This is a genomic window from Cobetia crustatorum (assembly GCF_000591415.1).
Lineage (GTDB): Bacteria > Pseudomonadota > Gammaproteobacteria > Pseudomonadales > Halomonadaceae > Cobetia > Cobetia crustatorum.
In genome coordinates this window covers 1-23,388 of the sequence record NZ_JEMF01000046.1, presented here as the reverse complement: position 1 = coordinate 23,388, position 23,388 = coordinate 1, and the positions used below count along the sequence as shown (strand labels likewise).

General features: G+C 58.0%; 22 protein-coding genes and 2 pseudogenes. 15 read left to right on the top strand and 9 right to left on the bottom strand.

Features of this window, described 5'->3' with window-relative positions; all coding sequences use genetic code 11:
• On the bottom strand, positions 1-203 hold a 203-nt coding region (locus BF12_RS22405; protein WP_211242438.1), incomplete at its 3' end, for a hypothetical protein.
• Positions 204-336: 133 nt separating this feature from the next.
• Here BF12_RS22405 and rnr point away from each other — a divergent pair.
• The 9 genes and pseudogenes from rnr (at position 337) to BF12_RS0110715 (ending at position 9,190) form a co-directional block, all read left to right on the top strand.
• Entirely contained in the window at positions 337-3,045 is a 2,709-nt protein-coding gene (gene rnr, locus BF12_RS0110755) for a ribonuclease R (RefSeq protein ID WP_024952284.1), read from the top strand.
• A 160-nt stretch (positions 3,046-3,205) separates the two neighbouring features.
• The gene (gene rlmB, locus BF12_RS0110750; protein WP_084488079.1) at positions 3,206-4,096 is read left to right on the top strand and encodes a 23S rRNA (guanosine(2251)-2'-O)-methyltransferase RlmB; all 891 of its coding nucleotides are present in this window, start codon (positions 3,206-3,208) and stop codon (positions 4,094-4,096) included.
• A 264-nt stretch (positions 4,097-4,360) separates the two neighbouring features.
• The gene (gene rpsF, locus BF12_RS0110745; RefSeq protein ID WP_024952282.1) at positions 4,361-4,741 is read left to right on the top strand and encodes a 30S ribosomal protein S6; all 381 of its coding nucleotides are present in this window, start codon (positions 4,361-4,363) and stop codon (positions 4,739-4,741) included.
• Between the two features lie 25 nt (positions 4,742-4,766).
• Positions 4,767-4,994, top strand: coding sequence for a 30S ribosomal protein S18 (gene rpsR / locus BF12_RS0110740; RefSeq protein WP_024952281.1), 228 nt, complete (start codon positions 4,767-4,769; stop codon positions 4,992-4,994).
• Positions 4,995-5,006: 12 nt separating this feature from the next.
• Positions 5,007-5,860 (top strand): annotated as a pseudogene (locus tag BF12_RS19685) (hypothetical protein).
• Between the two features lie 12 nt (positions 5,861-5,872).
• The gene (gene rplI, locus BF12_RS0110730; RefSeq protein ID WP_024952280.1) at positions 5,873-6,319 is read left to right on the top strand and encodes a 50S ribosomal protein L9; all 447 of its coding nucleotides are present in this window, start codon (positions 5,873-5,875) and stop codon (positions 6,317-6,319) included.
• A 334-nt stretch (positions 6,320-6,653) separates the two neighbouring features.
• A pseudogene (gene dnaB, locus BF12_RS19680) lies at positions 6,654-8,040 on the top strand (replicative DNA helicase).
• An 89-nt stretch (positions 8,041-8,129) separates the two neighbouring features.
• Positions 8,130-8,417, top strand: a complete 288-nt coding sequence (locus BF12_RS0110720; protein ID WP_024952279.1) for a hypothetical protein — start codon at positions 8,130-8,132, stop codon at positions 8,415-8,417.
• A gap of 428 nt (positions 8,418-8,845) precedes the next feature.
• Positions 8,846-9,190, top strand: coding sequence for a DUF6482 family protein (locus BF12_RS0110715; protein ID WP_024952278.1), 345 nt, complete (start codon positions 8,846-8,848; stop codon positions 9,188-9,190).
• A gap of 7 nt (positions 9,191-9,197) precedes the next feature.
• Here BF12_RS0110715 and BF12_RS0110710 read toward each other — a convergent pair whose 3' ends face one another.
• A complete protein-coding gene (locus tag BF12_RS0110710; protein WP_035159891.1) occupies positions 9,198-9,617 on the bottom strand; it encodes a thiol-disulfide oxidoreductase DCC family protein in 420 nt (139 codons plus the stop codon).
• A 197-nt stretch (positions 9,618-9,814) separates the two neighbouring features.
• Here BF12_RS0110710 and hemH point away from each other — a divergent pair, with 197 nt between their 5' ends.
• Positions 9,815-10,804, top strand: coding sequence for a ferrochelatase (gene hemH / locus BF12_RS0110705; RefSeq protein WP_024952276.1), 990 nt, complete (start codon positions 9,815-9,817; stop codon positions 10,802-10,804).
• Between the two features lie 95 nt (positions 10,805-10,899).
• On the opposite strand, the gene BF12_RS0110700 is transcribed toward hemH, so the two are convergent.
• The 7 genes from BF12_RS0110700 to BF12_RS0110670 all read right to left on the bottom strand — a co-directional run bounded on the left by BF12_RS0110700 (position 10,900) and on the right by BF12_RS0110670 (position 18,417).
• Entirely contained in the window at positions 10,900-11,301 is a 402-nt protein-coding gene (locus BF12_RS0110700) for a Na+/H+ antiporter subunit G (RefSeq protein ID WP_024952275.1), read from the bottom strand.
• 18 nt (positions 11,302-11,319) lie between these two features.
• A complete protein-coding gene (locus tag BF12_RS0110695; RefSeq protein WP_024952274.1) occupies positions 11,320-11,589 on the bottom strand; it encodes a K+/H+ antiporter subunit F in 270 nt (89 codons plus the stop codon).
• Positions 11,583-12,083 (bottom strand): Na+/H+ antiporter subunit E, encoded by a 501-nt coding sequence (locus BF12_RS0110690; protein ID WP_024952273.1) that lies wholly within the window; start codon positions 12,081-12,083, stop codon positions 11,583-11,585. The genes BF12_RS0110695 and BF12_RS0110690 overlap by 7 nt, the downstream gene beginning before the upstream one ends.
• Positions 12,080-13,621, bottom strand: a complete 1,542-nt coding sequence (locus tag BF12_RS0110685; protein WP_024952272.1) for a monovalent cation/H+ antiporter subunit D — start codon at positions 13,619-13,621, stop codon at positions 12,080-12,082. Before BF12_RS0110685 ends, BF12_RS0110690 begins: the two co-directional genes overlap by 4 nt.
• On the bottom strand, positions 13,621-13,971 hold the full coding sequence (locus tag BF12_RS0110680) for a Na+/H+ antiporter subunit C (RefSeq protein ID WP_024952271.1): 351 nt from the start codon (positions 13,969-13,971) through the stop codon (positions 13,621-13,623). Before BF12_RS0110680 ends, BF12_RS0110685 begins: the two co-directional genes overlap by 1 nt.
• Entirely contained in the window at positions 13,971-16,763 is a 2,793-nt protein-coding gene (locus tag BF12_RS0110675; RefSeq protein WP_024952270.1) for a monovalent cation/H+ antiporter subunit A, read from the bottom strand. The genes BF12_RS0110680 and BF12_RS0110675 overlap by 1 nt, the downstream gene beginning before the upstream one ends.
• Before the next feature lie 940 nt (positions 16,764-17,703).
• A complete protein-coding gene (locus BF12_RS0110670; RefSeq protein WP_024952269.1) occupies positions 17,704-18,417 on the bottom strand; it encodes a 16S rRNA (uracil(1498)-N(3))-methyltransferase in 714 nt (237 codons plus the stop codon).
• Positions 18,418-18,675: 258 nt separating this feature from the next.
• On the opposite strand from BF12_RS0110670, the gene phaR reads away from it, so the two are divergent.
• The 5 genes from phaR to BF12_RS0110645 all read left to right on the top strand — a co-directional run bounded on the left by phaR (position 18,676) and on the right by BF12_RS0110645 (position 23,382).
• The gene (gene phaR / locus BF12_RS0110665) at positions 18,676-19,182 is read left to right on the top strand and encodes a polyhydroxyalkanoate synthesis repressor PhaR (RefSeq protein ID WP_024952268.1); all 507 of its coding nucleotides are present in this window, start codon (positions 18,676-18,678) and stop codon (positions 19,180-19,182) included.
• A gap of 190 nt (positions 19,183-19,372) precedes the next feature.
• The gene (purD, locus tag BF12_RS0110660; protein ID WP_024952267.1) at positions 19,373-20,665 is read left to right on the top strand and encodes a phosphoribosylamine--glycine ligase; all 1,293 of its coding nucleotides are present in this window, start codon (positions 19,373-19,375) and stop codon (positions 20,663-20,665) included.
• A gap of 360 nt (positions 20,666-21,025) precedes the next feature.
• On the top strand, positions 21,026-21,481 hold the full coding sequence (locus tag BF12_RS0110655; protein WP_024952266.1) for an acyl-CoA thioesterase: 456 nt from the start codon (positions 21,026-21,028) through the stop codon (positions 21,479-21,481).
• A complete protein-coding gene (locus BF12_RS0110650) occupies positions 21,481-22,353 on the top strand; it encodes a phosphoribulokinase (RefSeq protein ID WP_024952265.1) in 873 nt (290 codons plus the stop codon). The genes BF12_RS0110655 and BF12_RS0110650 overlap by 1 nt, the downstream gene beginning before the upstream one ends.
• A gap of 84 nt (positions 22,354-22,437) precedes the next feature.
• Positions 22,438-23,382, top strand: coding sequence for an alpha/beta hydrolase (locus tag BF12_RS0110645; RefSeq protein WP_024952264.1), 945 nt, complete (start codon positions 22,438-22,440; stop codon positions 23,380-23,382).
• The last annotated feature ends 6 nt before the right edge of the window (positions 23,383-23,388 follow it).

Here is a 23,388-nt window from a genome sequence, read left to right as displayed (position 1 = left end):
CCAATTCCGCCATCTGGGCAAGTGGTGCCGAATAATACGGATGCATGGCCGAAATGCAAGTAATTTCTATGCTTCGCTTTTGATGCATCCCCCATTAAGCCGAATAGAGATTTGATGAGGTCAAATGACATTCGCCACAAAGCGCTGGTGAAGCTTACTCCTGTGTGCTTTTCAGGCTTGTCTTTGACACTTCTTTGCTCCATCACTCACGTGATGCACGGGGAATGGTTGGGTCGGCCCAAGGGTACGGGCTATAATGCGCGCATGAGAGACAAACTAACATTCCGTGCCGCGACCGCTGCCCGTCTCGAATTCATCGTCAAGGAATCCTGATTAATGACCCAATGGACGCTCAGCGACGACCCGCACGCGGAACGCGAAGCCCATAAGTACGACAAGCCCATCCCCAGTCGCGAGTATCTGCTCGACAAGCTGGAAGAGTATGGCAAGCCCATCACCCACGAGAACATGAGCCGTATGCTCGGCTTCGAGGACGACGATCAGCAGGAAGCAGTGCGTCGTCGCCTCAATGCCATGGAGCGTGACGGTCAGGTGCTGCGCAATCGACGCGGCGCCTATGCGCTGATCGATAAGCTCGATCTGATTCGTGGCCGCGTCGTCGGTCACCGAGATGGTTTCGGCTTCCTTGCGCGTGAAGACGGCATCAAGCCTGATCTTGCCGTGCCGCCGCGCCAGATGCGTCGTGTCTTCCACGGTGATCAGGTGCTGGCCCGTGTCAGTGGCCGTGATCGTCGTGGCCGCGACGAGATCACCATCGTCGAAGTGTTGGCGCGCAACACCCAGACACTGGTTGGTATCTACCGTCAGTCTGAGCCGGATTTCGGGGTATTGATTCCCGAGAACTCGCGCATCGCTCAGGAAGTCATCATTCCCAACCGTGCGGCCAATGGTGCCAAGGACGGTCTGGTGGTTTCCGTGCGCATCACCCAGCAGCCTGCGACCCGCATTCAGCCGGTCGGTGAGGTCGTTGAAGTGCTTGGCGAGCGGATGGATCCGGGAATGGAAATCGACATTGCGATCCGCTCGCATGACATTCCCAGTGAATTCCCGCCAGAAGTCGAAGACCAGATCTCGACCATTTCCGCTGAAGTGCTGGAAGAAGACAAGAAAGGTCGTATCGATCTGCGCGAGACGCCGATGGTCACCATCGATGGCGAAGATGCCAAGGATTTCGATGATGCCGTCTGTGCCTGGCAGAAAGACAACGGTGATTGGAAGCTGATGGTGGCCATCGCTGACGTGTCTCACTACGTTCGTGGCGGTAGTCCGCTGGATCAGGAAGGTTATACGCGTGGCAACTCGGTGTATTTCCCGGGCCAGGTCGTGCCGATGCTGCCTGAGCTGCTATCTAATGGTCTGTGCTCGCTCAACCCGAATGTCGATCGCCTGACACTAGTGTGCGAACTGACCATTTCCAACACCAGCGGTGAAATGCTCGACTATCGCTTCTTTGAAGCCGTGATCCGTTCGCATGCTCGTCTGACCTATGAAAAGGTCGCCACGATGCTGCAGGACCCGGATAGCGAAGAAGGCCAGTCGCTGTGCCAGCAATACAATGCGCTACTGCCGTCGTTGCATAACCTGCACGCGTTGTATGCTGTACTGCGCAAGGCGCGTGACAAGCGTGGTGCGATCGATTTCGAGACGACCGAAACGCAGATACTGTTCAACGATGAGCGCAAGATCGAGCAGATCGTGCCGCGTACGCGTAATGATGCGCACAAGTTGATCGAGGAATGCATGCTGGCCGCCAACGTGGCGACTGCGCGCTTCCTTGATCAGCACGACCTACCGGCACTCTATCGTGTCCACAAGCAGCCTGCGCCTGAGCGTCTAGCCAACCTGCGCGCCTTCCTGGGCGAGCTGGGCCTGACGCTTGAGGGCGGCGACGAGCCGGCACCGAAGGATTTCCAGACTTTGCGTGCATCCATCGCCGAGCGTCCGGACCTCGATATCATTCAGACCGTGATGCTGCGCAGCATGACGCAAGCCGTCTACTCGCCGCAGAACGAAGGTCACTTCGGGCTGGCGTATGAAGCTTACGCGCACTTCACCTCGCCGATTCGTCGTTATCCTGACCTGCTGGTACACCGTGCGATTCGCTCGGTCATTCGTGGCCCGCGCAAGACCGATACTGTCCTGCGTGCCGAAGATGCCGTGACCGAACGCCCGACCAAGTGGTGCCCGTACACCTTTGAGCAGATGCTCGAACTGGGTGAGCACTGCTCAATGACCGAGCGTCGTGCCGATGAGGCGACGCGTGACGTCAATGATTGGCTCAAGTGCGAGTTCATGAAAGACAAGGTGGGCGAGGTGCTGGAAGGCACCGTGGCTGCTGTCACTCAGTTCGGCCTGTTTGTGCGCCTGGATGCCTATTATGTCGAGGGGCTGCTGCATATCTCCTCACTGCCGTCTGATTACTATCACTACGAGGCAGAGAAGCATCGCCTCAAGGGTGAGCGTGCGGGCGTCAGCTATGGTCTGGGCGATGGTGTCACCGTGCAGGTCGCACGCGTCGACATGGATGAGCGCAAGATCGACTTCATGCTCAACGATCCGACACCGCGTCCCAAGCGCAAGCCGCGCAAGGCACGTAGTGCTGATCGCAGTGGCGAGGCCGCGCCGGGCACCAAGGAGACCAGTGGCAAGGAATCTGCTGCCAAGGGGCGTCCGGGCAAGCGTGAGCGCGAACGTCTCAAGTCTCTGACCGATGAGGTGGGGCAAGCCGATAGTGAAGCTGCGCCTCAGGAAGCAGCAGCTTCTGAGCGTCCCGCGCGCAAGCCGCGTGGAGATCGTTCCGGTCGTGGTGATCGCAAGCCGGCTGCTGGCAATGAGCGTCAGGCGTCATCCAGCGCTGCACCCTCTGATGCCCCTGCAACTGCACGACCGGCAGTGCCGAGCGGCCCTGAATCTCCGGACAGCCCCTTTGCTGCTGTGGCGCCGATGGGCGCTGCCGGTAAAGATGACCCGTCTCGCAAGCGTGGTTCGCGCTCTCGTGGGCAACGTGGTAACGGACGTAGCTAATCGCTAGCAGGTTCGTCGTCACATGCAGTCTCAGCCCCGGCCTCGGTCGGGGTTGATGCGTTAGGCGGTTGCATTATTCGCCAGACATTCACGGCTACTGTCATGGCGGTAGTCCACGTTTCATGGGCCAGTGTCAGGGCCACAAGGCAGGAAAGCACAGATGAGTCAGGACAAGGGGCGCAAGCCCGGCCGCGGTAAGCCCGCAGGCGAACAGCGCGGCAGTGATCGTGGCGGTGAGCGTGGTGCAGGCCGTAGAAGTGGCAGTCGGCATTCGTCAGGCAGCTCTCGTGCACCGCAGATCCCGGGCGGGCTAGAAGCTGTCTATGGCGTGCATGCCGTTGAGGCGCTGTTGGCGCGTGGGCGTGCGCCGAGCGAGCTCTGGGTGCAGGCAGGCGAAGCCGAGACACGCCTGAGCGATATGATCGAGCAGGCGCGTGCTGCTGGTTCGCGCGTCACCTTGCGTGGCCGTGATGAACTGGATGCTCTGGCTGCTGGAGGTGGAGCACATCAGGGGCTGGTCGCCCTGTGCCCGCCACTGGCAACCGAAAACGAGACGGGCCTCAAGTTGCGTCTGGATGGCTGGTCACATGCGGAGCCGCCGCTGTTTCTGGTGCTGGATTCCGTGACGGATCCGCACAATCTCGGCGCCTGCCTGCGCAGTGCTGATGCTGCGGGCGCACATGGCGTCATCGTGCCCAAGGATAAATCTGCCTCGCTGAATGCTACCGTTCGTAAAGTCGCCTGTGGCGCTGCCGAGGTTGTGCCGGTGTATCAGGTGACCAATCTGGTGCGCACTTTGGATGCGATGAAAGAGTCTGGCGTCTGGGTGTTGGGGACCGCTGGCGAAGCTGAAGTGTTGGCATTCGAGGCGGACTTCACCGTCCCTGTTGCCCTCGTGATGGGCGCGGAAGGCAAGGGCATGCGTCGTCTGACGCGCGAGCACTGCGATAGCCTGGTCAAGCTGCCGATGGCGGGCAGTGTCTCGAGCCTTAACGTCTCGGTCGCTGCGGGCATCTGTTTATTCGAGGCGGTGCGCCAGCGTCGCGGTTGATACTTGCACTGTGGGTGACTGAGGCTTTGATTAAAGATGAGGTGGCCCACGGATTGCTTGCCAAGCCCTTGACACCTCTCTACAATACTGCGGTTCTGTGAAGTGCAGTCTGCAGTGAATGTGCGGCATGAGGGCAACGGCCCTCGCTCGTACGCGCGATCCATGATCTTCGGGTCTGATCGCACAACCGTAGTAATCACTCCACTCCTTGCTTCCCGGCCCGAGACGCGCCGTGGAGGCTGCCAAACCGAAAGGAGCCAAGCCATGCGTCACTATGAGATCGTGTTCATGGTCCACCCGGACCAAAGCGAACAGGTTCCGGCGATGATTGAGCGTTACACCTCTATCGTTACCGAAGCTAACGGTACTGTGCATCGTCTGGAAGATTGGGGCCGCCGTCACCTGGCCTACCCGATCAACAAGATCCACAAGGCCCATTACGTGCTGATGAACATCGAAGCAACGGGTGAAGTGGTCGAAGAACTCGAAACCATCTTCCGTTTCAACGATGCCATCATCCGTAACCTGGTTGTGCGTGCAAAGGATGCGGCGATTGAGCCGTCTCCGATGATGAAGCCGGTTGAAGAGAAGCGCCCGCGTCGTGAAGACAAGCGCGACGAATCCGAAGCTCAAGACGTCAACTGATACCGCACCCCAGGAGGTCATTGCAATGGCACGTTTCTTCCGTCGTCGCAAGTTCTGCCGCTTCACCGCTGAAGGCGTGAAGCAGATCGACTACAAGGACATCGAAGTCCTGAAGTCTTACATCACCGAGACCGGCAAGATCGTCCCGAGCCGTATCACCGGCACCAAGGCGCGCTACCAGCGTCAGCTGGCGACTGCCATCAAGCGCGCACGCTACCTGGCACTGCTGCCGTACAGCGACAGCCACCAGTAAGGCGACACCATGATGCTGGCACTGGCACGTTGGGCCATGCGCGGTCCGCTGCAGAGCATTGTCATTGCGCTGCTGGCGGGACTTGTGCCTTGGCTCTTCTGGTTCAGTGCCGCCATCAGTGCGCTGGTCACGCTTCGGCGTGGCCTTGCACCAGCCGCACCCGTCTTCATTGCTGCCGCCCTACCGGCGGGCTGGTGGTGGACACAGGGTGACCCGGTGCCTCTGGCAACCGTGTTGCTGGTCACGTTGATGGCTACCTTGCTGCGCGCTCGCGTGCGCTGGGGAGAAGCGCTAATTGGCGCTAGTCTGACGTCGGCACTGATGGTGCAGTTAGGGATATTCCTGCCACCAGGCGGGGCTGGCCCATTGCTCGAGAGCATTCGTCAGAATGCTCCTGAGTTGGATGCACGCCTGAACGACATTGCCGCTCAAGGCGTGTCGACTGAACAGCTCGCAGGCTGGTCATCGGCGGCATCACTGGGTTAGTCGTTATGCTGGCTGCCACTGCCTGTCTGGCCTTGGCGCGTAGCTGGCAATCCGGGCTCTACAATCCGGGTGGGTTTCGTGATGAGTTTCATGCTTTCCGGCTGAGCTTGCGCGAAATCCTGGTATTGGCAGCCTGCGGGATTCTTGGCGTGCTGCTGAATGTTCCCGCGGTGCTCCTGCTTGTTTGGATACCGCTACTGGTGGCTGGCATCGCTCTGGTGCATGGCTATATCGGGTTAAAGGGGATGAGCGGGTTATGGCTTATCGGCATCTACTTTTTGCTGCTGACCACCTGGCCCACGATTCTGATTTTGCTGCTGCTGGCCCTTACTGACGTATTTGCGGATTTTCGCGCACGTCTCGCTGGCAGTCATCGATAAGAGGTTTACGAGATGCAAGTCATTCTGCTCGACAAGATTGGCAAGCTGGGTAACCTGGGTGACCAGGTTTCCGTTAAGGCTGGCTTCGGTCGCAACTACCTGCTGCCGTACGGCCTGGCTGTTCCGGCAACTGCTGAAAACCAGGCTGCTTTCGAAGCTCAGCGCGCTGAGCTGGAAGCACAGGTTGCAGAACGCAAGGCTGAAGCTGAAGCGCGTGCCGCTCAGCTGAATGAAATCGAACTGTCCCTCGTCGCCAAAGCTGGCGAAGAGGGTAAGCTGTTCGGTTCCATCGGTCCGCGTGATCTGGCCGAAGCTATCGCCCAATCTGGCATCGAAATCGCCAAGAGCGAAGTTCGTATGCCGGAAGGCCCGCTGCGCAGCACTGGCGAATACGACATCGTGCTGCAACTGCACGCTGAAGTAACTGCTACTGTTCGTGTGGTTGTGGTCGGCGAGTAATCGCTGATCCGTAGCGGCTGCACTATGCAGCCGCTACATGCAGTACTCAAAACCGCCTTCGCATCTCTGATGCGGAAGCGGTTTTTTTTGTGCCCCTTGTTCAGTGGCCACAAGGGGGCAGGAAAGAAGTGGGGCGAAGCCAGGAAGCCTTGTTCAGTAGCATCGGTGGTCTCCGACGGCAATGCAGGCAGGGCAAGGCGGTCTGAAATCCGTTAGAATGCCTGCCCCCATGACGTATGTTGGATTCATTGCATTGCTGTTGGCAGGTCCACAGTGATGCACGAGAATAGTTGCGCCCGTGGGCATGTCAGTCATCAGCAGGAGTCAGTCAGGCATGAGCGAGATGCAGGGTCAGGATCGCGAGACGGCGGCGCTCAAGGTGCCCCCCAATTCGTTGGAGGCCGAGCAATCGGTACTTGGCGGCTTGATGCTGGACAACAGTGCTTGGGATACAGTCTCTGAGCGGCTGGTGGCCGACGACTTTTATCGTTATGAGCACCGTTTGGTCTTTAATGCCATGACGCAGCTGGTCGGTGGCAGTCGCCCATTGGATGTGGTGACGCTATCCGAGCTGTTGGACAGTCGTGATCAGTTAGAGTCCGTCGGCGGACTGGCGACACTGGCCGAACTGGCGCGTAACACGCCCTCGGCGAGCAATATCAAGGCCTACGCTGATATCGTTCGTGAGCGTGCGACCCTGCGCAAGCTGATTCAGGCGGCCAACCAGATTGCCGAGAGCTCGTTCAGCCCGCAAGGCCGTGATGCCGACGAGTTGGTCAATGAGGCCGAGCGCCTCGTTTTCCAGATCAGCGAGTCACGCCCCAAGAGTGGTGGCCCCAAGGGCATGAGCCAGCTGCTGACCGGCGCTGTCGATCGCATCGATGAGATGTTCAATCTCAAAGGTCAGATGACAGGTCTGTCGACGGGCTTCCGAGATCTCGATGATATGACTTCAGGCCTGCAGCCTCTGACTTGGTGATCATTGCCGGGCGTCCTTCGATGGGCAAGACCACCTTCGCCATGAACCTGGTGGAGCATGCGGTCGTTTCAGGTGATAAGCCTGTTGCGGTGTTTTCCATGGAGATGCCTGCCGAATCGCTGATGCTGCGCATGATTTCTTCGCTGGGCCGTATCGACCAGACCAAGGTGCGTACTGGGCAGCTTGAGGATGAGGACTGGCCGCGACTAACGTCGGCGGTCAATCTGCTCAAGGACAAGCAGTTGTTCGTCGATGACACGGCGGCGCTATCCCCCAACGAGATGCGTTCACGTTGTCGGCGCATGGCGCGTGAGCATGGCAACCTTGGCCTCATCATGATCGATTACCTTCAGCTGATGCAGGTGCCGGGACTCTCCGATAACCGCACCGCCGAGATCTCCGAGATTTCGCGCTCGCTCAAGGGCCTGGCCAAGGAGTTCAGTTGCCCAGTAGTAGCACTGTCGCAGCTGAACCGCTCGCTCGAGCAGCGTCCCAACAAGCGACCGGTGATGTCGGATCTACGTGAATCCGGCGCCATCGAGCAGGATGCCGATGTGATTGCCTTCGTTTATCGCGATGAGGTCTATAACAAGGATAATCCCGATAACAAGGGGCTGGCCGAACTCATCATCGGTAAGCAGCGTAACGGCCTATCGGGTCGGTCCATATGGCCTTCATTGGCAAGTACACCCGCTTCGAGGATCTGGCGCCGGACAGTTATGGCCAGGCCTTCGCTGAATAATGTGATGCGCACTCGCGTATCAATCATGCACTCGGGCAGTGGCTGCGGCCGTTGCCTCGCAAGACCCGGAATGACGGGGAGGAGATAACATGGCAGGTGGATTTGGGCGCGGACGCGCACGTACGCCGAAGCTGCAAGGGCGTGGCCCACTTGAGAGCCTTGAGCGCGAAGGGCCTTTCAAGGAATGGCTGGGCATGCCGGATCTCTATCGCTTCACGCTGGTCGTGGAGGGCGAGAGCTACAGCTATCAGACCGAAGACAGTGAAGTGCCGGTTGTCGCTGGCGACATGGTGGTCTTCCGTTACAAGGAAACCAAGGCCGGCAAGTGGATCGACCGTAATTCGCTTGGCAAGGCCATTGACCCCAACTCGCTGTAAGCGAATTGGTGAGGCACGCAGGCTCTCCTCAATCTGTCATGGATGAGAGCCTGCGTGGTTGTATTACGAGCATCTGCCCTCTCCCTTTTTCATGTCAGCATGTTCTGATTCTGGCGTCTTTCCCCTCCATCCTCATTCCCTCTTTTTGCTGATAGAGCAACATTCCCCCCTGATTCTGGCTGGGTGCTGGGTTGCTTTTGCGTATGCGCCAGGTCGCGATGACACTTCGCGGCAGGCGTGAGTACGTCATTCAATCGCCATCTTTTCGCCTCAATACTGTTATCCACGACCCTTAGTCTGGCGTGAAGCCTTGCCGCCTGTCGTGGCGATGCTGACTATCATTAGACAGATACCGTATTCCCAAGTCTCGTGCCATCGAGCCTTATATCCTTGGGTGCCATGCTCTCGATGGCGCAGGAGCTACTATCATGTCCAGAATCGTCGACACCTCCAGGCCTGTGAATCTTTTTACCAGTAATCTCAAGTCGCTAGTGGCCGAATATCCTGAGCTTGAAGTACGCATCATCAGTCATGCCGCCAGTCATTTCTATCTAGTCGAGCTGATGATTGGGGCCGCTGACGATATACGTGCCGAGCGTAGCGAGTTGCTCACTCGGCGCGGTAAGCCAATGCTGTTCCGCTCACTTGAGGACGTCTACAGTGAGTTGCGTCGGGCGGGCTTGCATCGCGCCTGGTTGGTCTCGCAGGTCGTCAATGACGAGGTGATCGGTCGCCCGCCCCAGTACCATCAACCGCTGTCGCTCCGTTTTTAATCTTGTTTCAGGTGCGATTTTTTCGCTCCTGGTGTTGATTGCAGTGTTTAGCATCAGGCACCCAGCGACCGAGACGTTCACGATGGCGCGCGAAGAAGCGATAACTCATGTCCATTAGCGGACGTAGCCCCGGGAGCAGCGAAACTCTCACCAAACGTCGATATCCGAGTACTGTATAAAGTGCTCGGCTGGCATCCATCCCTACATACCATTCGCCACGTGCATCCTGCACATGTAGCCGTCCCATCATGGTGTTCAACGTCAGCCCTAGCGCTTTGGGCGAGAAATCCTCGGCACGAATATCGACGGTTTGAACTCGCTCACGCTTGGGGTGACGTGATAGCCAGGCAACCTCACGCTGGCACAGCGGACATTTACCATCGTGATAAAGCGTGACGGGAGCGCTGGCCTGCCAAATATGGCTCATGCTGATTCCTTGTCCGTAATTATCGAGCGAAGCAAGTTGGGACAATACTTGTTTAAAAGTTATACCAATCGTGATGATAGTATAACTTTATCTCCGTCGAACAGTGCGAGCTGGTAAGATGATAATGTTGCCAGGCGGGGCATCCATGGCCGCCGTCTCATCGTAATCCTTGCCCTACTGTCAGGAGTTCGTCATCCATGAGTCCCCCGCGTTTTGGCGTCATGTTGGTCAACCTCGGTACCCCGGATGCCCCAACGCCCAAGGCGGTACGGCGCTATCTGGGAGAGTTTCTCGGCGACGTGCGCGTGATTGATCTGCCGCGTCTGCTCTGGTTGCCGATACTTCATGGGCTGGTGCTGACCACTCGCCCGAAGAAGGTCGCTGAGGCCTATGCTTCGGTCTGGACAGAAGATGGATCGCCATTGATGGCGATCGGCAAGCGTCAGCGCGCGGCGCTGGAGGCTCGTCTGGCAGAGTCGCTGGGGGAAGATATTCCGGTCGAACTAGCCATGACCTATGGGAATCCGAGGATGGAAGAAGTGGGACGCAAGCTGGCCAAGCGTGGCGCTGATCACATTCTGGTATTGCCGCTTTATCCACAGTTTTCGCGCACGACAACTGCCGCCGTATTTGATCGCTTGGCGCGAGCGCTCCAGCCATGCCCGCACCTGCCGGAGCTTCGTTTCGTTCGCGATTATCACGATCATCCGGATTACATCTCTGCACTGGCTGATAGCGTGCGTCAGCACTGGGCAACAGAAGGGCGGCGTGGAAAGCGTCTACTGATGAGCTATCACGGCATTCCCAAGCGCTACGCCACGGCCGGTGACCCCTATCCACGTCAGTGTGAGCGCACCAGCCAGCTGTTGGCAGAAGCGTTGGAGCTCAGCGAGGACGAGTGGGCGATGACCTATCAGTCGCGCTTCGGCAAGGCTGAGTGGCTTCAGCCCTACACCGACATGACGCTCAAGGCATGGGGGGCCGAAGGCCTGGAGAGTGTTGATGTTATCTCGCCAGCGTTTGCGGCCGACTGTCTCGAGACGCTGGAGGAATTGGAGGAAGAGAATCGCGGCTACTTCACTGAGGCCGGTGGTGGCGATTTCCGCTACATCGCCGCACTCAATGACCGACCGGAGCATATCGATCTACTGGAAGCGCTGTGCCTTCAGCACTCGCAGGGGTGGTAAGCCACTAGCGCCGTCTCCTACCTGTTTGTCCATTAATGTAAAACGCCCCGTCATGGAAGCCATGGCGGGGCGTTTACGTTTATCAACCCATACACTCAGGGCAGGCGTGATTCTGTCTGTTGAGCATTGGCCTCGTCGGGCTCACTTGCGGTTTCCAGCTGATCGGGAACGTTGCGGGTGCGAATGTCCGCGACCAGTTTCTGATGTAGTGCTGCCTTTGAGAGCAGGTGTGCGGTGGCCGGTGCAGTAATGAACAGGAAGATGGTGATCAGCATCTCCTGAAAGCTGAAGTGGCCCGTGGTGGCGCGGAAATAGATCATCGACGCCATCAGCACACAGCCGACCCCTAGCGTGGTGGTCTTGCTGGGGCCATGCAGGCGCATGTAGAAGTCCTTGAGATGCGTTAGCCCCAGAGATCCGATGAAGGCGAATATACCGCCAGCCACCAGGAAGAAGGCAATGACACCCTCAAGGACGGGATAGAACCAGGTAGGCATGGAAACTCTCCGCTCAGGTCATTCGATGATGTCGCCGCGCAACAGGTACTTGCAGACCGCTACGGTGCTGACGAAACCGAGCATGGCGATCAGAAGCGCCGCCTCGAAGTAGGCTTTGCTGTTGAGCTGAATGCCGAACAGCACGATCAGCGCGATGGAATTCACATACATGGTATCCACCGCGAGGATGCGGTCTGGCAGATCTGGTCCGATGGCGAGGCGGAACACATTGAGCATCAGCGAGGCCGCAAACAACGCGATGCTGATCCACAGAGCAATATCTAGCATTCGAAGATCTCCTTGAGCGGGCGCTCGTAGCGCTGACGGATCTCGTCGATCAACTCCTGTTCATCTTCCACATCCAGCGCATGGATGATCAGATGGCGGCCATCCAGTGTCAGGTAGGCTGACACCGTGCCCGGCGTTAGCGTGATGGTGCTTGCCAATAGAGTGATCGGAAACTTCTCCTCCAACTCCAACGGATAGTGCACGAAGGCCGGGCGGAATTTCGCCCGCGGATTAAGGATCAGTAGCGACACCTGCAGATTGGCAATGATGATGTCCATAATCACGCGCAGAAAGTAGCTGATCAATCGCCACGGTTTCTGAAGGTCTGGCTGTGGCTCCCAGAAGCGATAGGTCAGCATCGGGATCGCGATGGCCAGTACTGCGCCTAGCAGAAGCTGACCCGGTGCGACGCTATTCTGTAGCATCAGCCATACGATCAGTAGCAGAACTGACAGCATGGGCGTCGGTAGCAGGCGAGAACGTTTCTTTATCATTCCTCGTCTCCCTTCAGCGGCGGTGCGGTTTCCGGTGAAGCATCCTTGCCCAGCAAGGCTTCAAGGTACGGTGCTGGATTCGATAGCTGCTCGGCGGTGGCACGCGTCCAGTTCGACAGCGGGCCAGCGAGTACCACCAGCGCAAGCGCTGCTGAAAGTAGGCCGCCGGTGGCGATGCCGCGTGCCAGGCCGATGCGATCACCACTGGGCTCTGATTTGCCGGTGCGCCAGAAAATGCTGGAGCCTGCGCGAGAGCAAGCGATCATCGAGCACAGTCCCGCCAGCAGCAGTAGCGGCCACAGCCATATCTGTTGCTCGGGAGATGCCGACGTCAGGATCAACACCTTGCCAATAGCGCCGGAGAAGGGCGGTAGACCGACGGCAGCGGCTGTACCGATCAGGAATAGCCCCCCCAGCAGTCCTGCCTGCAGCAACGGGCGGGCACGTACAATACGGGCCCCCGCCTTTCCGCGTTGTCCCGCGATCACATCTACCAGCAGGAAGAGGCCGCCGGTAATCAGGGTCGAATGAATCAGGTAGAACAACAATGCGCTATCTGCCTCGACGCTGTTCATGCCCAGCGCTGTCAGCAATGTCCCCACGGAGATCATTACCAGATAGGCCACTAACGTACGCAGATCACGCGCCGAGAGTACGCCGATCATCGACACCACCAGGGTGGCTAGGCCCGCCCACCACAGCCAGTCGCGGCCAAGGTCGGCCAGTGTGCCGGCGTTGTCGGTGAAGATCAGCGAATAGACGCGCAGGATGGAATAGATACCCACCTTGGTCATGATGGCGAACAGCGCCGCCACCGGTGCCGAGGCAGCGGCATAGGCGCGCGGTAGCCAGAAGTACAGCGGCACCATCGCGGCTTTGAGTCCAAATACCACCAGCAGTAGCAGGCCGCCGGCTTCCATCAGACCCGCGCGGCCCGGGTCCAGCGTGGTGACGATGACCGCCATGTCAGCCATGTTCAGGGTGCCGGTCACGCCATAGAGAATGCCCAGTGCAATCAGGAAGAACGCTGAGCCCAGCAGGTTCAGCACCACATAGTGCAGCGCTGACAACGTGCGAGCCTTGCTGCCGCCGTGCAGCAGCAGGGCATAGGAGGCGATCAGCAGCACCTCAAAGAACACGAACAGGTTGAACAGGTCACCGGTCAGGAAGGCGCCGTTGATACCCATCAGCTGGAGCAGGAACAGGCCATGGAAGTTGGAGCCGGTCTCATCGATACCTGCCGTGGAATATAAGCAGGCAAAGAACGCCAGTACCGAGCTGAGCAGCACCATGCTGGCCGAGAGACGGTCGAGTACCAGCACGATACCAAACGGCGGCTGCCAGTCACCCAGTGCATAGTAGCGAATGGTGCCATCACCAGCCTGCGCGACCAGTGCAATAGCGATGATCACCATCACAGCCTGGGCGACCAAACTGATGGTGCGTCGCAATACCGGTGACGAGGACCGGCTCAGCAGCAGGCTGGCACCGACCAGTAGCGGCAGGACGACCGGTAGAACGATCAGGTGTTGCAGCATCACTTGCCGTCCTCCCGCGAGACATCGAGACGGTTACCATTGACGTGGTCACTGCCCAGGTCGCCGCGGGCGCGCATCGCCAATATGACGACGAAGGCCGTCATGGCGAAGCCGATCACGATGGCGGTTAGTACCAGTGCCTGCGGTAGTGGATCAGCGGCCGGTGTGCCAGCGCCGACAACGGCTGGATTACCATGCATTGCCAGACCGCCCATTGAGAACAGGAACAGGTTGACTGAGTAGGACAGCAGGGTCAGGCCGACCACGACGGGGAAGGTGCGCCCGCGCAAGGTCAGGTAGACACCGCAGGCGGCCAGTAGACCGGTGGTAGTGGCGTAGAGGGCTTCCATCAGCTCTTCTCCTTGGTCGGACGGTGCGGTGTCGTCAGCTTGCCGAGATTGGCGAGAATCATCAGGGTCGCGCCGACCACGGTCAGGTAGACGCCGAGATCGAATAGCAACGCAGTGGCCAACTCGATTTCGCCGATAACGGGAATCGTGAAGTGACCGAAGGACGAGGTCAGGAAGGGATAGCCGAACATCCAGCTACCTGCTCCTGTCAGGCCTGCGATCAGTACACCCGCGGCTGCGACTGGCTGATACGGGAAGCGCAGCCAGCGCTGTGTCCAGTCCACACCACGTGCGATATAGAGCAGGATGATGGCAACGGCGGTGACTAGACCGGCGATGAAGCCACCGCCCGGCTCGTTGTGGCCACGCAGGAAGATGTAGACCGAGACCAGTAGTGCCAATGGCAGTAGGGTCTGCGATACGGTGGCCAGAATCATCGGATGGCGATCTGGAGACCAGCTCCGACCATCCAGATCACTCGAGGGCATGAACAGGCGCAAGCGATTGAGCAGCTTGAAGATCGCCAGACCTGCAATGCCGAGTACGGTGATCTCGCCCAGCGTATCGAAGCCACGGAAATCGACCAGAATGACGTTGACCACGTTGTGACCGCCGCCACCGGACACTGCATTGGCCATGAAGAAGTCGGAAATCGACTCCACCGGACGCGTCAGAATGGCAAAGTTAAGACTAGCGATCACGACACCAAAGGCGCTGGCCAGTAATACGTCGCGCATGATGCGGCGGGCACTGGATTCCTTGGGCGTACGTTGGGGCAGGAAGAACAGCGCCAGCATCAGCAGAATCATGGTCACCACTTCCACTGCCAGCTGTGTCAGCGCCAGGTCTGGCGCTGCGAAGCGTGCGAAGGCCAGCGAGGTCATCAAACCCACGACCGATAGCATCAGCAGAGAGACGATGCGCTTGCGGTGTGTGATGGCGGTCCCTAGGCCTGCCAGGCCGGTAATCACGGCCCCCGTCAGCAGCATGGCGTCGAAGGGTTGCTGCTCAAACTCACCACTGAGCTGCGGAACTGCCAGCAGCCCAATGCCGACGAACAGCAGTGCTGTCAGTAGTAGCCACAGCATGTAGCGCTGCAGGGAGCCGTTCTCGAAGCTGTCCATGCTGCGTTCGGCCAGATTGACCAGGCGCTGTATGTTGGCCTCGAAGACCAGCAATGCATTGCGGGCACGGAACTGACGCTGGAAGGAGTAGAGGTGATGGCGTAATGCATAGACACCCACCCCGCCGGCCAGCGCGATGCCGCTCATCATCAGCGGCACATTGAAGCCATGCCAGATGGCGAGGCTGAATTCTGGCACCGGGCCAGCCAGCACGCTGGCGGAGGCACTGACCAGCAGGTCCTTGATCACCAACGACGGCAGAATGCCGACCAACAGACAGATCAACACCAGAATCTCGATCGGCAACTTCATATAGCGTGGCGGTTCATGTGGGGTCTTCGGCAGGTCTTTCGGTTCGCCATTGAAGAACACGTCATGAATGAAGCGCAGTGAATAGGCCACTGACAGAATGCCGCCAAGCGTTGCCAGTGCCGGAATCAGCCACGACAGACCGCCGAGCAGTTGGGCATCGAGGCTCTCGGCGAAGAACATCTCTTTGGAGAGGAAGCCGTTAAGCAGCGGTACGCCTGCCATCGAGGCCGAGGCCACCATCGCCAATATCGTGGTATGTGGCATGTAGCGATACAGGCCATTGAGCTTGCGGATGTCACGCGTACCGCACTCGTGATCGACGATGCCGGCCGCCATGAAAAGCGAAGCCTTGAAGGTGGCATGGTTGATGATGTGCAGCAGGCCCGCCACGGCAGCCATCTGGCTATTGAAGCCGAACAGTAACGTGATCAGACCCAGATGGCTGATGGTCGAGAAGGCCAGTACGCCCTTGAGGTCTTGCTTCATCAGTGCAAACCAGGCGCCATAGAGCAAGGTGGCAAGCCCGGTAAAACTGACGATGTAGAACCAGAGGTCAGTGCCCGACAGAATCGGGTGCATACGCGCGAGCAGGAAGACGCCCGCCTTGACCATGGTGGCGGAGTGCAGGAAGGCCGAGACTGGCGTCGGGGCAGACATCGCATGCGGCAACCAGAACTGGAATGGAAACTGGGCTGACTTGGTAAAGGCACCCAGCAATACCAGTACCAGCACGACAGGATAGAGTTCACTGGAACGAATCTGATCAGCCGCGGCCAAAACATCATCGAACTGATAACTGCCGACGATGTGCCCGATGACGAGAATGCCAGCCAAGAGTGCCAGGCCACCAGCGCCGGTGACGGTCAGCGCCATCCGGGCGCCCTTGCGCGCCTCGCTCAGCTGATACCAGTAACCAATCAGCAGGAACGAAGTCAGGCTGGTCAGCTCCCAGAACACCCACATCAGCAGCAGGTTGTCTGCCATCACGATGCCGATCATTGCGGTCATGAACAGCATCAGGAAGCTGTAGAGGCGTGCCAGCGAATCCTCGCCAGAGAGATAGTAGCGGGAATAGAGAATGATCAGCAGGCCAATGCCTAGAATCAGCAGCACGAACAGCGCCGAGAGGCCGTCAAAGCGTAGTGCCAGATCTAGCCCTAGCTCCGAAATCCACGGTAGGTGGAATTGGGGAGTCTGGCCGGCAAAGACATCTCCGAGATGGAAGACAGCAATGCCGAGCGCAATGGCAGGTGCCACTGCGGTCAGCCAGGCAAGACGGCCGCGGGGCAGATTTCTGGCCATTAAAGGGACCAGGGCACCGAGTAACGGCAATAGCACGATCAACAGCAGGGTCATGGAAGACTCGCTCCAGTCGTTGTAGGGCGTTGTCCGTTATTCGCTACCGGGGTAGACGCAGGCATAGGCCAGGCCGCCAGCTTCGAGGTCAGGACGCGGAATTTCGGCCACTGGGTGCCGATAGGATAGGCGAACACACTGCAGGCTGCCGTAGTGATGGCGCCGTAACGCATATCATTAAGCCCGCGAGAGCCGTGCCAGGAAAGGCACTCTCATAATGGCGTGCTATAACCCCGATCAGGGGCGGGCAATGGTCTGCAGTGGCAGCCTCAGGGCTGCTTGAGGGTCATGCGCACTTGATGCACGCACTACCTTCTGGACGAGACGTCGCCACCACGAGGGGCGGATCGGTCAGGAAGGGGAGACGCACGGCACGGGGTGCCAGCATCCAGGATGGGATGAGGTCCGCAGCGCGTCCCCGACTACCCGCGACGGGTAGACGGCGAAAATGCCGGGTTATTGCGGTCATGTCATGTCTTGCGAGCATGGCCGTATTCCTCCTGAAGCCCCTGGATGACAAGTGTGTGTGAGTGGAGACACTTGCGCGATCTTGTTGAAAACATTGATGGAACGTGACCTAACCTCTCGAATGTATCACGCACTTGCACCCCTCGCCAGCGCACGCCGGACCGGTGCTATTGAGACTTATGTCGCAATTTACGTTGTACGGAGCGCATTTTTTCTTGTGCAAACATTCGACGAGACTCGATGTTCGGAGCCGCCCCGCGTGACATCATCCGCATGAATTCGGGCAGCTCGCGGGAGACATTTCTAGTCTGGCTGCATCGCGATCTTTGGTGGGAAGATAACCGACGGTTCTTTCCGCTTCATGAACGCCGCCCGCATCTACACAAGGTGAGGTGCCTTGAAGTCAGCCATGGCAGGCTTGCAGTGTGGCGTGGCGCTGAGTCGGTTATTTGAGCACTCATGGGGTCTAGTGCTAGCCAAGACGTGCCAAGAGTGCTGTGACAGCCGTCTCTACGCGCAGGATGCGCTCGCCGAGATGGACGCCTTGGAAGCCGGCGCTCAGGAACTGCTCTACCTCGTAATCCACGAACCCGCCTTCCGGCCCGATCGCCAACATGATCGGCTCGCTGACCGCACGCGGGCAGGCATTGACCATGCCTGGATGCGCGATGATGCCGCGCGTTGCTGGTGTCATCAGGTCTGGCAGACGGTCTTCCACGAAGGGTTTGAAGAGTTTTTCCTGCGTGACGGTCGGCATGATCGTATCGCGTGCCTGCTCAAGCCCGAGGATCAGGTGCTGACGAATTTTCTCTGCGCCCAATTCCGGTGACTGCCAGTAGCTCTTCTCGACGCGCCGTGTGTGCAGCAAGGTAATGTGTTTCACACCCAACGCGGTGACGTGTTCCAGCGACCGCGCCAGCATGCGTGGCCGCGGCAGTGCCAGTAGCAGGTGTACATTCAGGGGAGGAGGTGGCGCATGCTCCAGTCGCAGGCTGAACTCTGCGGATTCCGCATCGATGCTCTCCAAACGGCCACGACCGATCACGCCGCCTTCGATCCCCAGTGTCATCTCGTCGCCCACGGTGGCGCGATGCACCTCACGTAGATGGCGCAGACGGCGTGGGTCGGTGACGCGGGCGTGATCAGGCGCGATCAGGTCATCAGCGCCGAGCAAGATCAGGTTCATGGCAATACCGGAGGCAGTAGACGGATAGGGAAAAGGTGAAGCATGGCAATAGGTCAGCGACACATTTCGATGAGTACAAACGCCTTCATATAACGAGCAGCAGGCATAAAACAGCGGGCGCCATTCTAGCATGGCGCTCAATGCTGCCGGACGGGTTCATCGTTTGTACCGCGCAGAACACCGACGTGCGAATGAGGCTTTTCTTGCAGTGCCCCCCCTTGAGTGCACAATGAAGAAAAATCGATAGGAGCCTGACCTGTGCGAGTCATCCGAAAATATGCCAATCGGCGCCTCTACGATACCGAACAGAGCCGTTATGTGACCCTTGAGGACCTGCGCAGCCTTGTGCTGGCGGAAGAGGTCTTCAAGGTGGAAGACGCCAAGAGTGGTGAGGACTTAACCCGCACTATCCTGCTGACGATCATCATCGAGCAGGAGCAAGGCGACGGCGACGCCCAAATCTTCTCCAACGAACTTCTAGAGCAGTTCATCCGTATCTACGCGATGGCCAAGCCGCTGCCGCTGGCCGGTTATCTGGAGCAGGGCACGCGCCTGATGATGGAGCAGCAGCAGCGCATGCAGGAGCAGTGGTCTCAGGCCATACGTCACTCGCCAATGGAGATGATGCGCGAGGTGGCTGAGGAAAATCTGCGTTTCTGGCAGCAGGCGATGGGCACGGGGATGGCGGGATCAAAAGGGCCAGCACAGCCAGAGGCTGATGCGCCGCGTGATGACGAGACACCGAATGAGGATGATCGCACCTAAAGGTGAGGTTCTTGTTCGAAGGGTATCGTTGGCCTTGAAGCGGCATGGGTGTCACATAAAATTGGCATGATGTGAAAAGGGGCGTCCCGAGTGGAGCGCCTTTCTGCCATAATGCGCACCCTGATTATTCACTGGTGGCTCGCGTCGCGCGGGTAGCCTTGATCCTCACTGGCTCATGAAGGTTGAAAAGATGAAGGTCCTGATCATCGGCGGCGGTGGCCGCGAACATGCGCTGGCCTGGAAGGCCGCCCAATCATCGCGTGTCGAGGAGGTCTTCGTGGCTCCCGGCAACGCAGGTACAGCGCGCGAGTCCAAGCTGACCAATCTGGCAATTGCCGCGGATGATATCGACGGGCTGGTGACCTTCGCGCGTGATCACGTCATCGAGCTGACCATTGTCGGCCCTGAAGCACCGTTGGTGATCGGAGTGGTTGATCGCTTCCGTGAGGCCGGCCTCAAGTGCTTTGGTCCGACTGCCGGTGCCGCGCAGCTTGAGGGCTCCAAGGCATTCACCAAGGATTTCCTCGCGCGCCACGCCATCCCGACCGGCGACTACGCGACCTTCTCTGAAGTCGATAAGGCGCTGGCTTACCTCGCGGCGCATCCTGCTCCCATCGTCATCAAGGCCGATGGCCTGGCCGCAGGCAAGGGTGTTGTCGTGGCAATGAGTGACGCAGAGGCGCAAGCCGCCGTGCGTGACATGCTGGAAGACAACGCCTTTGGCGATGCGGGCGCGCGTGTCGTGATTGAGGAATTCCTCGACGGCGAAGAAGCCAGCTTCATCGTGATGGTCGATGGCGAGAATGTGCTGCCGATGGCAACTAGCCAGGATCACAAGCGGGCCGGTGAAGGCGATACTGGCCCGAATACTGGTGGCATGGGCGCTTATTCACCGGCGCCAGTCGTGACGGCTGATGTCCACCAGCGCGTGATGGACGAAATCATTCTGCCCACCGTGCGTGGCATGGCAGCGGAAGGCCATCCGTATACGGGTTTCCTGTATGCCGGCCTGATGATCGATGCACAAGGTACACCGAAGATCATCGAGTACAACTGCCGCTTCGGAGATCCGGAGACTCAGCCGATCATGGTGCGCTTGAAATCTGATCTGGTTGCGCTGTGTCTGGCCGCCGAAGAAGGGCGTCTCGCGACCCAGACCTGCGAGTGGGATTCCCGCGCAGCCGTCGGTGTCGTGTTGGCCGCTGGTGGCTATCCAGCCAGCTATCGCAAGGGCGACATCATCAGTGGTTTTGATGCTGCCGAGGCGACTGGCTGCAAGGTCTTCCATGCAGGTACTGCCGAGCAGGACGGGCAAGTCGTCACCAGCGGTGGTCGTGTCCTGTGTGTCACTGCACTGGGTGACAGCGTGGCCGCCGCCACTGAGCGCGCTTACGAAGGTGTCGATGCCATCAACTGGCAGGACATGCTGGTACGACGCGATATCGCTTGGCGTGCCATCGCCCGTGAACGTGGCGATGCCTAAGGCATTGCAGCCCTGAGTGGGGGGTGATTCGACTTCACGACATGACCCGGCCAATGGCCGGGTCATGTCGTTAGAGCTCCCATGAAAGTGCAATATGGCTCTACGACCATCGTGTCGAGAGTCTGGTCAGACTGGCACTGCCCGTGCGATAACCCTCTATCAAATACAATCCAGGATTGATGGACGTGCGATCGGTTCGCGGGGAATAAAGAGAGATGTCATTTCGGGAGATGCCTGAGCGTGGCTAGTCGGTTAGCGATTTGTGCGATCAACTCTCTCTTCATCCGCCTCACCTCCGCCGCTTTGCACATACCGTCTTACACACGCCGCCTTACACAGGCGTAGTCACAAGGAGTCACCATGGATCGTATCCGGCTCGAATTCCCGGAACCGCGCCTTGTGCATCGTCATGCAATGACGATTCGGGTCAGCGACATCAATTATGGCCAGCACCTCGGGCATGACAGTGTGATCAGCCTTGCCCACGAAGCACGTGGTCAAGCGTGGCAGGCATTGGGCTTTCCCGAGTGGGATGTTGATGGCCTGATGAGCATCGTCTCTGATCTCGCTGTGCAGTATCAGGGCGAGGGAAAATTGAGCGATGCCATCATCGTGGAGACTGCCATGGAGGCTGTCTCTGGCAAAGGGCTTGGGATTTATCACCGCCTCGTACGTCAGAGCGATGGCAAGATATTGGCGACATTGCGTGTCGGACTGGTCTTCGCTGATGCACAAGGACTGGTCGTCCCGAGTGAGCGCGTCAGCGATGCCATTGAGCGGGCCATCTCCGCCATGACCTCCAGGGTGGCGAACTGATGTCGCGGGAATATCCGGTCATTGCCGTGACGGGCTCCTCCGGCGCAGGAACCACCACGGTCATGCGTACCTTTGAGCGTATGTTCTCGCGTGAAGCAATTCATGCTGCCTACGTGGACGGTGATGCCTTTCACCGCTACACCCGTGCTGAGTTGGTCCGCATATTCAAGGAAGCACCGGAACGCAAGCGTGAGCTATCGCACTTTGCCGTCGAGGCCAATCAGCTTGATCGTCTGGAAGCGTTATTTCTCGAATATGGTGAGCAGGGCTCTGGCACGCATCGGCATTATATTCACGCCGAAGACAAGCGGATGATCGAGGCTGGCTATAAGGTTGGTACCTTCACAGAGTGGCAGTCATTGCCGGATTGCACTGATCTATTGTTCTATGAAGGATTGCATGGCGGACTGGTGACGCCGGAGCATGACATCGCACGTCATGTAGACCTGCTTATCGGCGTGGCGCCCACCATGAACCTGGAGTGGATTCAGAAGATTGATCGCGATACCAAGCTGAGAGGGCACTCCCAGGAAGCGGTAGTGGATACCATCCTGAGCCGTATGGATGACTACGTGCGCTATATTCAACCGCAGTTCTCGCGCACGCACATCAACTTCCAGCGCGTGCCGACGGTAGATACCTCCAACCCGTTCGAGCCCCAGGATATTCCCACGGATGCTGAGTCGATGGTTGTCGTCCATTTTCGTGACCCGGGCAGTGTCGACTTTCCCTTCCTGTTGGCCATGATTCAGGGCTCATTCATGTCGCGTCCGCATACGCTGGTGGTACCTGGTGCGCTGATGTCGTTAGCCATCGAATTGATCATCACGCCATTGGTAAAAGGCTTGCTGGCTCAACGGCGTTTCCGCTAGGTAGCGGCTGTCGCCCATATTCACCCTTGATGAATCAAGCGAAACGCCATTGAATGAAGGCGTCGCTTGTTCATAGGAATCAAAATGTCTCCCATAAAATCCGTGTGTCTTTCTGGTTTGTTGCTATTGGCAGGTAATGCTCTTGCCAATAATGCATCGGGAGATAGCACGCCAGTAGCTATCTCTCAAGATACATCGTCTCTGTCGTATGATGCGCTTTTAAGTGAGTATCCATACGACTTCACTGTCAATTACTTCTCGTTCGACTCACAGCGTCAACCCTTGAAGATGGCGTATATCTATTTGAAGCCAACGTCAGGCATGCCAGTGGTAACGCTCATGCATGGCAAGAACTTCAATGCCGATTATTGGACATCAACCGCTCAGTATTTGCAGTCGCTAGGTTATGGCGTATTGATCCCGGATCAAATAGGGTTCGGTAAATCATCCAAGCCAGTCGACTATCAGTACTCTTTTGCCGCTTTGGCGCAGCAAACGCATGCACTGCTGGACTCACTTGATATAAAAGAATCGATTGTATTAGGGCACTCCATGGGTGGCATGTTGGCGAGCCGCTTTGCACTGATGTATCCGAGTGCGACCGAAGAATTGATACTGTTGAACCCGATTGGCCTTGAGAACTATCTTCAATATGTTGACTATAAAGACACCAATTTCTTTTATAAAAACGAATTGGCCAAGACTCCCGAAAGTGTCAGGCGTTATCAGCAGAAGAATTATTATGCAGGCGAGTGGAACGCAACGTATTCTTCTCTCACTGATTTCATCACAGGTCAGATACAAGGTCCGGATAAGGAAACGATGGCGTGGGTCAATGCAAAAACGTATGACATGATCTTCACTCAGCCGGTGATTACCGAGTTTGGTGATTTCACAGTGCCCGTTAAATTGATCATTGGTACACGCGACAGAACCGGTCCTGGTCGTAACTGGAAAAAGGCCGGTGTTGATCATGAACTGGCCCCCACTGTCACGCTAGTTGGAGTATCAGCGGCTGTTAGACTCTGAACCATA

Excerpts from the sequence above, each read along its gene's own strand:
- BF12_RS0110695 (WP_024952274.1), bottom strand. The coding sequence starts at position 11,589 with ATGCTAGATATTGCTCTGTGGATCAGCATCGCGTTGTTTGCGGCCTCG.
- rpsR (WP_024952281.1), top strand. The coding sequence starts at position 4,767 with ATGGCACGTTTCTTCCGTCGTCGCAAGTTCTGCCGCTTCACCGCTGAA.
- BF12_RS0110715 (WP_024952278.1), top strand. The coding sequence starts at position 8,846 with ATGTCCAGAATCGTCGACACCTCCAGGCCTGTGAATCTTTTTACCAGT.
- rpsF (WP_024952282.1), top strand. The coding sequence starts at position 4,361 with ATGCGTCACTATGAGATCGTGTTCATGGTCCACCCGGACCAAAGCGAA.
- BF12_RS0110645 (WP_024952264.1), top strand. The coding sequence starts at position 22,438 with ATGTCTCCCATAAAATCCGTGTGTCTTTCTGGTTTGTTGCTATTGGCA.
- BF12_RS0110720 (WP_024952279.1), top strand. The coding sequence starts at position 8,130 with ATGGCAGGTGGATTTGGGCGCGGACGCGCACGTACGCCGAAGCTGCAA.
- purD (WP_024952267.1), top strand. The coding sequence starts at position 19,373 with ATGAAGGTCCTGATCATCGGCGGCGGTGGCCGCGAACATGCGCTGGCC.
- BF12_RS0110670 (WP_024952269.1), bottom strand. The coding sequence starts at position 18,417 with ATGAACCTGATCTTGCTCGGCGCTGATGACCTGATCGCGCCTGATCAC.
- rnr (WP_024952284.1), top strand. The coding sequence starts at position 337 with ATGACCCAATGGACGCTCAGCGACGACCCGCACGCGGAACGCGAAGCC.
- BF12_RS0110675 (WP_024952270.1), bottom strand. The coding sequence starts at position 16,763 with ATGACCCTGCTGTTGATCGTGCTATTGCCGTTACTCGGTGCCCTGGTC.
- hemH (WP_024952276.1), top strand. The coding sequence starts at position 9,815 with ATGAGTCCCCCGCGTTTTGGCGTCATGTTGGTCAACCTCGGTACCCCG.
- BF12_RS0110685 (WP_024952272.1), bottom strand. The coding sequence starts at position 13,621 with ATGCTGCAACACCTGATCGTTCTACCGGTCGTCCTGCCGCTACTGGTC.
- BF12_RS0110680 (WP_024952271.1), bottom strand. The coding sequence starts at position 13,971 with ATGGAAGCCCTCTACGCCACTACCACCGGTCTACTGGCCGCCTGCGGT.
- BF12_RS0110710 (WP_035159891.1), bottom strand. The coding sequence starts at position 9,617 with ATGAGCCATATTTGGCAGGCCAGCGCTCCCGTCACGCTTTATCACGAT.
- BF12_RS0110700 (WP_024952275.1), bottom strand. The coding sequence starts at position 11,301 with ATGCCTACCTGGTTCTATCCCGTCCTTGAGGGTGTCATTGCCTTCTTC.
- rplI (WP_024952280.1), top strand. The coding sequence starts at position 5,873 with ATGCAAGTCATTCTGCTCGACAAGATTGGCAAGCTGGGTAACCTGGGT.
- BF12_RS0110655 (WP_024952266.1), top strand. The coding sequence starts at position 21,026 with ATGGATCGTATCCGGCTCGAATTCCCGGAACCGCGCCTTGTGCATCGT.
- rlmB (WP_084488079.1), top strand. The coding sequence starts at position 3,206 with ATGAGTCAGGACAAGGGGCGCAAGCCCGGCCGCGGTAAGCCCGCAGGC.
- BF12_RS0110650 (WP_024952265.1), top strand. The coding sequence starts at position 21,481 with ATGTCGCGGGAATATCCGGTCATTGCCGTGACGGGCTCCTCCGGCGCA.
- BF12_RS0110690 (WP_024952273.1), bottom strand. The coding sequence starts at position 12,083 with ATGATAAAGAAACGTTCTCGCCTGCTACCGACGCCCATGCTGTCAGTT.